The sequence below is a fragment of the Xanthomonas sp. SHU 166 genome (genome assembly GCF_000364685.1).
GTDB lineage: Bacteria > Pseudomonadota > Gammaproteobacteria > Xanthomonadales > Xanthomonadaceae > Xanthomonas_A > Xanthomonas_A sontii.
In genome coordinates, this window is the sequence record NZ_AQOJ01000590.1 from 1 (window position 1) to 848 (window position 848).

At 73.3% G+C, this 848-nt stretch carries 1 protein-coding gene; it reads right to left on the bottom strand.

The genetic code is table 11. The features are described 5' to 3' along the window. A partial coding sequence (locus D180_RS14675) for a DUF1800 domain-containing protein (protein WP_017913391.1) occupies positions 1–848 on the bottom strand: 848 nt, incomplete at both ends.

Sequence of the window (848 nt, forward strand, 5' to 3'; positions counted from 1 at the left end):
CGCCTCGGGCCAGGTACCTCCGGCGCGCAGTGCGGACACCACGAAATCCTGCGGCGGCTTGAACTTGCGCGCCTGCGCGTCCCATGCCTCGGGGCTGTCGATCAGGGCGCGGTAGACGTGGCGCAGGTCGCCATCGTTGCGCCGCCACGCGTCGGCCATGCGCTGTACCAAGGCCGGCGGCGGATCGTCGCGGACGAAATGCCGGGCCAGCTTGAACGAGACGTGCTGCGCGGTGGCCGGGTGCCGGGCCAGCGCCGCCAGGATCGCCTCGCCCTGTGCCACGCCGTCCTCGGCATAGCGCCGGCCCAGCACCAGGCGGCTGCCGGCGGCATGCGCCGGCGCGCGGAACACGAAGGCGGCCCCGGGCGCGCCCTGCTCGAAATCGCGCGGCGCCGGCACGCCCCAGCCGGTGATCGCACGCGCCAGTTCGGTGACGTCGGCCTGGGTATAGCCGCCGTCCACGCCGAGGGTGTGCAGCTCCAGGATCTCGCGCGCCAGGTTCTCGTTGAGCCCCAGGCGGCGCACGGGACGTTCGGGATCCAGGCGCAGGGCCCGGCGCTGCGCGCGTTGCGCCAGCAGCGAGTCGGGGCCGACCGAGTTGGCGTTGTCCAGGTAGCGCAGCATCGCCGGATGCCGCTCCACCGCCAGCAGCAGGTCGGCGAAACGGCCCATGCAGTGCGGGCGGATCGCCTCGCGTTCCATTGGCGCCGCGTACAGCGCGGCCGCGCGCTTGTCGACCGAGACCGCGAAATGATTGGACCAGAACTGCACCAGGCGCTCGGCGAATCCGGCCGGGCTGCACACCGCGACCCGGTAGCGCGCCGCCAGTTCCTGCGCCTGTGCCTGCC